Annotated in this window: 7 protein-coding genes; 3 read left to right on the top strand and 4 right to left on the bottom strand. The window is 57.7% G+C overall.

The window, feature by feature from the left end; genetic code table 11:
- Positions 1 to 403: 403 nt before the first annotated feature.
- Both HK22_RS14835 and HK22_RS14830 read right to left on the bottom strand, forming a co-directional pair.
- On the bottom strand, positions 404 to 832 hold the full coding sequence (locus tag HK22_RS14835; RefSeq protein ID WP_086649817.1) for a type II toxin-antitoxin system VapC family toxin: 429 nt from the start codon (positions 830 to 832) through the stop codon (positions 404 to 406).
- Positions 832 to 1,086, bottom strand: a complete 255-nt coding sequence (locus HK22_RS14830; RefSeq protein ID WP_086649816.1) for a type II toxin-antitoxin system Phd/YefM family antitoxin — start codon at positions 1,084 to 1,086, stop codon at positions 832 to 834. Before HK22_RS14830 ends, HK22_RS14835 begins: the two co-directional genes overlap by 1 nt.
- 519 nt (positions 1,087 to 1,605) lie before the next feature.
- Here HK22_RS14830 and HK22_RS14825 point away from each other — a divergent pair.
- Positions 1,606 to 2,244 carry a hypothetical protein gene (locus HK22_RS14825; RefSeq protein ID WP_086649818.1) on the top strand — a complete coding sequence of 213 codons (639 nt, stop codon included), beginning with the start codon at positions 1,606 to 1,608 and terminating at the stop codon, positions 2,242 to 2,244.
- 97 nt (positions 2,245 to 2,341) lie between these two features.
- Here the strand turns inward: HK22_RS14825 and HK22_RS14820 are convergent, their stop codons facing one another.
- The gene (locus HK22_RS14820) at positions 2,342 to 2,788 is read right to left on the bottom strand and encodes a hypothetical protein (RefSeq protein ID WP_086649815.1); all 447 of its coding nucleotides are present in this window, start codon (positions 2,786 to 2,788) and stop codon (positions 2,342 to 2,344) included.
- A gap of 112 nt (positions 2,789 to 2,900) precedes the next feature.
- On the opposite strand from HK22_RS14820, the gene HK22_RS14815 reads away from it, so the two are divergent.
- Positions 2,901 to 4,349 (top strand): site-specific integrase, encoded by a 1,449-nt coding sequence (locus HK22_RS14815; RefSeq protein WP_086649814.1) that lies wholly within the window; start codon positions 2,901 to 2,903, stop codon positions 4,347 to 4,349.
- A 457-nt stretch (positions 4,350 to 4,806) separates the two neighbouring features.
- Positions 4,807 to 5,742, top strand: a complete 936-nt coding sequence (locus HK22_RS14810) for a replication protein RepA (RefSeq protein WP_086649813.1) — start codon at positions 4,807 to 4,809, stop codon at positions 5,740 to 5,742.
- Between the two features lie 355 nt (positions 5,743 to 6,097).
- Here the strand turns inward: HK22_RS14810 and HK22_RS14800 are convergent, their stop codons facing one another.
- Positions 6,098 to 6,760: a ParA family protein gene (locus HK22_RS14800; RefSeq protein WP_086649812.1), complete on the bottom strand. Its 663-nt coding sequence runs from the start codon at positions 6,758 to 6,760 to the stop codon at positions 6,098 to 6,100.
- Positions 6,761 to 6,924 lie beyond the last annotated feature (164 nt).

Raw genomic sequence — 6,924 nt, 5'->3', positions numbered from 1 at the left:
CTGTCGGTATCACCCGGGCCACCATGAGGATCGGCCTTGCCAATATCGTCTATAATATGCGCCGCTTCCTCTTCCTCGAAAGATTGAACGCGAGCGCGTAGTTCTCCCACTGGCGATGGGCCGCGATCTGCTCAAAACGCAGAGCGAAAGTCACCCCGGAAACCCTCAATCAAAGCGCCAAAAAACTAAAATCATCAGACAAGCGCATCAACAAACAGTTCTTCGATCCCTCCCGCTGCCTCAGCGGCGCTCGCTGCAAGACGATGCATCGTTACTATCCAGCGGGCGTCGTGCGTTTCGTCCTGGACGCGCGGCATTGATGTACGCGCAAGTGTCCACGAACTGCCTTAGTCCCTTGACGAACAGGGCTTCACAATCGGCTATGCCGCAGTCTTGCCGGGGATTAGTCATGCTGTGCTTTCCATGGATCGAGGAGTGACACTCCGGAATGCCGGAAGTCATTCGTGTTCCGTGTCACGACAGTCAGGCCATGCACCAGGCCGGTCGCGGCGATGAGGGTATCGCGCTCTGAACCCGGATCTGGAACGTGCAGTTGAGCGCAGCGGCGGGCAACCGCCAGATCGACGGAAAGCACCCGCTTCGAAAATTCCGGGAGCACATAGTTCTCCAGCCAGTTCCGCAGAACGCTTCCCTGGGCGGGATCCCTGCGCTCGATCCGCATGACGCCGACATCCAGCTCCATGACCGTGATGGCAGACAGGAACAGGGTCTCGGCTTCCACCTGCTCTGCCCAGCTGGCGACATTGGGGTCTGCCCTGCCCGCCCGCACTTTTCGCAATTCGGAAACGACGTTCGTGTCCAACAGATACATCAGTCAAAGTCCGCAGGACGAAGGCCGAGGGCCATGGGCGCCGGATCGAACTCGATATTTTCCGCGCCAGGCAGAGCCAGTGCATCCGCGATCTTGCGCGGCTGGTGCGTCAGCCGACGATAGTCGTCGATGCTTAACAGAACATGGGCCGGCTTACCGCGGTCGGTGATGAAAACAGGTCCCTCAACGGCAGCCTTTTTCGCCCGGGACGTGTCCTGGTTGAACTCACGACTGGAAAATGTAGTGACAGTCACCTCGGGAGCCTCCTGCTTTTTATGTAGATACATTACTACTTCGAGGCAGGTAGTGCCACAGAAATCGGGCTCTCCCGGTCTGCACTCACAAATAGTCCAGCTAGGGTCCGTCACAGGGCAGATGCCCGACCCGAAGCTGACATTCTGAACGGAGAACGCTGATGAACACGATGGAGCATGGTGGAGCTTTAGCCGTCGCGCGCGTAAAGCGTCTTATGGCGGAGGCGCGCAGTCGCATAGTCTCGTTAGAAAGACAGGGACCGAAGGACAGTTCTGCGGGCGTAACTGAGGGAAACACGAGCGCAGCCCCGAGCCGGCAAAATGATCCGGGGTCGTCCCGCCAGCATTGACGGATTATATCCCGAGCGCCTCGAGACCTTCTCTTTCCACGACGGCCGCGTGGCCGCATCTTTTATGGTGACTGCCTTGACGACACTTATTCCTCTGTGCGTCCCGTTTGAGCGCCGTAAGGAGGCAGCGCGGGGCGGTGCCACGTTCAACGGGGAGCAAAAGTGCTGGATGGCACAGCGGGACAAGCTCGACGCTCTCCTGCCTTTCGTCCCTTACCGGTATAGGCCGGATCGCAAGCCTCCTTACATCCGTCCGTGGATGGTGCCGCAGGCTCTGTGGGGCTTTAATCTGCGCGCCTTCCTGGCGCCCGAAGACTGGAACCGGATCCGGAAGGAGGCCTATGCGCGATCCGGGTCCCGTTGCCGCGTATGCGGAGGACGAGGACCTCGATGGCCGGTCGAGGCTGACGAAGGATGGGCGTATGACGACGAGCGTCGGATCCAGACCCTCAAAGGGGTGATTTCCCTCTGCCCTGACTGCCATGGCGTGCGTCATTGGGGAAAGACCATGACCGAGGGCGGACAGGATGCCGCTTTGGCCTGGATGACAGAGGTGAATGGCTGGAGCCGCTCCGAGGCAGCCCGGTGTGGAGACCAGGCCATGAAGCAGTGGCATACGCGCAGCCGCCATACCGACTGGCAGTGCGACATCTCCTGGGCCATCCGAACCTACAGTGTTGTGCCCATCAAGGACGGAGAGACACTGGCTCGCGAGCGCAACCGGAAATTCGTGCAGCAGGCGCAGAGCCGCGTTGGCGTTAAAGTCAGGCACGCCACGCACATCGAACATCTAATCGGTGAGCGATAGAGGTCAGGTATCCTCGCCTCGCGAGCGCGAACGTCACGTTCGAGGCCGCCGCCTGATCTGATGCTCAGAACGCCGGATCATGTGCCGATCAGAGTATCTATAGCCCCAGGCGTGTGATCCCGGCCCGATAGTGCCCTTCGAACAGATCCCCGAGCGCCAGACGCCGACGCAGCGTCAGCCGTCGTTGGGCCAGATGATACATCCGGTCATGCAGGAGGTGACAGCGCTGGCAGAGCGCGCGCAGATTGCGCAGCCGGTTGCTGGTGGGATCATGATTCAGATGAGCTGCAGCCAGAGACACTTTAGTCTGGCGCGCCTGTAGAAGCTCGATCAGGTCCGGAGGCGAGATCCGCCTACCTCGGCCATTGAACCAGTGCCCCGTGTCCGGATGCTTCCATCGACCTCCCGGCAGCACCTGAAGGTGAAGCCCATGCGGCCGACCGCAGCGCTGACAGATCCCCCCTGCCCGCTCGAACCTGACCTTTCGGCTCAGCTCAGGCCAGTTTGAAGGATACAGCGCTTTCAGTTCCGGTCGGATCGGCATTCAGGCTTTGTTAACACATTTCCGGTCTGCGTTGGTCAGTGTTTGTTCTTCTCTCCGCCCTGCCCCGGCTTCGTGCTATCAGGAGCCGGGTTCAGGTTTCACGGAGGCTTTTATGCTCAGCCATATTTACATTGCAGGCTCGGCAGACGCAGCCCGTGAGGCCCTCCTCGACCGGCTGGACCGGAAGACCCGACAACAGCTTCCTGCCGGCGATCTGACAGAAGCAGTCGCCCTTCTTTCGACCGGCCGCTTCTCCCCTCGCCTGTCTCTGGTCATTCGCGGCATCGAATACCGGCACAACGAATTTGCCGAGGACACGATCCTGTCGACCACGGTGGAGACGGCTGAAGACGCCTTGGCGATTGCCAGTGCCCATGTGACCACTCTGCCCTCCGGGCACGATCTGGCAATCGCTCTGGATCTTGAACCCGATCCTGTCTTCGTGGCCTGGTTCAAGCCGAAAGCGGCCAAGCGACGCAAAACTGGTTCTCAGGCCGTCACGCTGGTTCCTCTGGCCTCTCCTCTGGGTCAGCAGTCTTCCGCCGTCCTGCAGTGGTTCGACGCCCTGACCGATGAGGCCCTCCCTGACTATGACGGGACGCTGTTGACGGCGGAGCGCGCCTCGAAGACCTATTCCCGGGCGGCGAAGGCCGTGAACACACGCCGGACCTATCGCTCGGCCGTGCGCTCCTGGTGCGCATGGGCAGCAGGACATGGACTCCCTGCCCTACCCGCCCGCAGCGAGGATGTTGCTGCCTACCTGGCTGATCTTGCGCTGCAGAAGAAGCGACCCGCAACGGTCGACCTGCACCGCGCCGCACTGCGCTATCTGCACCATATCGCCCAGGTTCCCGTCCCGACCTCTCATGCTCTGGTCTCCGAAACTGTTGCGGGCATTCGCAGGACGTCGACGGGAAGCACATCCCGTCAGGTCAAAGGGCTGACCTGGGATCTGCTGGGCGATGTTATCGAACAGATCGAGACTACCGAACTCGTGGGGATCCGCGACAAGGCTATTCTTCTGCTCGGCTTTGCCGGCGCGCTGCGGCGGTCCGAAGTGGCGGCGCTGTGTCTGGAGAACGTGGCGCTGGATGATGACGGGATGAGGATCCGGCTGGACCGCTCAAAGGGCGATCGTACCAGTCAGGGTGTCGAAGTGGCGATCCCGAGGGGGATTACCGGTCTCTGCCCGGTCCGCGCTTACGAGGCCTGGTTACGCGCAGCCAGACTGAACGAAGCCAAAGGACCTGTTTTCCGGCGCGTATGGCTACCGCCAACGTCCGAGCCCGGCAAGCCCCCTGCTCTGCCCTCCATGGGCACTGAGGCGCTGTCTGACCGGTCTGTGGCCCGCATCATTCAGAAACGGTGCACGGATGCAGGACTGACCGGGGATTTCAGCGGGCACAGCCTGCGACGCGGAGCGATCACCACAGGAGCTCGTGACGGCACGGATCTTGTCGCGCTCAAGCGTTTCTCGCGCCACCAGACCTTCGGCGTGGTGGAGAAATATATCGAGGTCGAGGACGCCATGACCAAGCATCCAGGGCGAAGTCGGTTCTAAATTTGACCCTATGTGTGTGTTTTGGTGAGGACGAAAAGAGCCTTCTCCCAACCCAGTCAGGCGTTTTGGTGATGATAGCGTGTGTTCTGGTGAGAAGGTGGGCACGGGAAACAGCGACTTTTTGATGTTGCTACGTGTGTTTTGGTGAGGAAACTAATAATAGAATCACTAATAAGAAATAGTTCGTCTCACCAAATCACACAAAAGCGGTCGTTTAGCCCGACGAGCCACTAAATATCGCAGTTTTGGGAAAACGCTCACCAAAGCACACACACTTTTCTATCACGCTTGGGGAGGCGCAGCGTTAGAAGCGGGCTTTCGGCTACGGTTATCTGCAAAAACCATGCCTCTCACCAAAACACACACCACAAACCTCTATTCCTCACCAAAACACACACCTCCATTCATGCGATGGTGTGCAATAAAAACTCTATGAGGATGCTCAAGGGCTAGCAGTGTGACGACTATCCATAAGCTTTTAGAAGCTCAAGGTAAGCAAGGCGTCCTAGCCTTAGGTTTAGATCGAGACGTAGTCGAAGCCGCATCAGCATACATGGCTGATGAAGAGAACGGCCTAGGTTTCATTTACTCAGGGTGGGCTCAATGCGCTTTACCTCACAGACGATTGCCCGCCCATGAAGCGTGGCAAATGTCCTCGGATCGCGTAAAGCTAATCATTCAGCCTGGGATAAAGCCTATCCCAAATTCAGATGAATTAGAGCATGTAGGCGTACCCTTTGGGGCGCATGCTCGGCTAATTCTACTTTTCCTGCAAACTGAAGCGATAAGGACGAACTCTCGAGAAATTGAATTAGGTAAAAGTCTTCGGCAGTGGATTAAGCGGATAGGTATTCAGCCTAGTGGCTCTTCAGCACGCTCAGTCCGAGACCAAGCCGAACGCATTAGCAGATGTCGCCTGAGCTTCCACATCCATAACAATGAAACGGGAACAAGCGCTCTCGTAAATCAGGCCATTGTTGATGGAGCACTTTTCGTTTCTGAAGGCGGAGCGCATAGTGACAAGAGTTATCTCGAAGTAGCAAAGCTTTCAGAAGGATATTTTGAGCAGCTTCGTAAGCACCCTGTCCCCGTTCAAGAAGCGGCTGTTAGGGCCATCGCTAATAATTCGGCTGCGCTGGACGTATATATATGGTTGGCATACCGGCTCCATGTTCTAACCCAAAAACGTCTTGTAACATGGGCGGCACTGAAGGCGCAGTTCGGCCCTAGTTATAAAGAACTGTATCACTTCAAGGCGAAATGGCAGAAGCCGCTGGCTTTGGCGCTAGCCGTTTATCCAGATGCAAAAATAGAGGTCACAGACGAAGGACTCATTCTTCATCAGTCCCCTCCCCCGGTAAAACCTCGGCTTCTCACGCGAAAACCAGCCTAGCGATCGCGCCAGGGGGTTATTTTCCCATTCTCGAGATCTGTTGGCGCGACAGCAACTCCTTTGTCCGCAACAGCTCGCATAATAAACTGCTTCACGGTCATACCGTGCTCTTCTGCGGCTTTCCCCAAAGCCCGGAGAGTGCTCGTCCGCACACGCATGTTGTGGTTGACGGCTTTGTCCTCTGGGACGACCTCCGCTGGCGGAAGCCGCGGGTTTACGCTGCGAGCGGTCTCGAGTGCCTGGTCTGCTCGGGTCTTTGGTACTGGCACCGATTTTCCACCGTCAGTGCTGACCCTGCCAAGGGCTGCAGCAGTGATTTCGCTGGCATCCGGTCTTTTTCGAGGTTTAAGCGCCATTAGATACCCTCCCCTTTCAGGGCTTTAGTGCGTTCCGGAATCCAGCCAATCGCCTTCAACTCGGCTATAAGAGCGGTTACTTCGTCGGCTGCCGCACCTTTAGCCGGAATGGTACCCGAGTAGGAAATTTCTCCGAACGCTGTGCGATGTGAGACTGACGCCTTCAAGGTGGGAATACCTGCGTCGCGCAGCTCCTGTTCAGCGTGCTTTGTAAGGTTTGTGCGAGAGAGGCGGTTCATTATCGCGCGAACCTCGATTTTGCGCCGCGCTGCCGACGCAAGGCCCTTCGCCTGCTTGATCGTCTCTTCAGCTTGGTTCAAATCGGCTGCGCCAGCGGTCAACGGAACGAGGATCTGGTCTGCCACGGTCATCGCTACTGCTCCGGCCAAGTTTCCAAAGCCTGCAGTGTCGATCAAGACAAGGTCAGAGGTGTCGTCTAGCCCCAAAGCGAGATCAGCAATGGAGCGCTCAGAAGTTTCCGCCACGCACGTAAAGGGCTTTCCTTCGTAAGTGTTGCTATGCCAGTCCGACATTGCCTTAGTCGGGTCGGCGTCAATGACAGCGACTGCGAGACCGTCTGCTGCGCAACGCGCGGAGATTATTTGACATAGGGTGGTTTTTCCGGGCCCTCCCTTAAAGGAGGCAATAGTTAGGATTGGCATTTATCTATATCTCTCCCTTGATATGAAGACCTTCTATAATGGCGTTACGTCATTACGCAACCCCATAATGACGTAACCACGTAAGGACGTATCCACGTAATGACGCCGTTACGTCATTACGCCCGCGCGGAAGTGGGCGCCCGCCGTCCTGGGCAGGTGCGGCG

The organism is Gluconobacter sp. DsW_056 (assembly GCF_002153595.1).
GTDB classification, from domain to species: Bacteria; Pseudomonadota; Alphaproteobacteria; order Acetobacterales; family Acetobacteraceae; genus Gluconobacter; species Gluconobacter albidus.
This window is presented reverse-complemented; position numbering and strand designations above follow the sequence as displayed.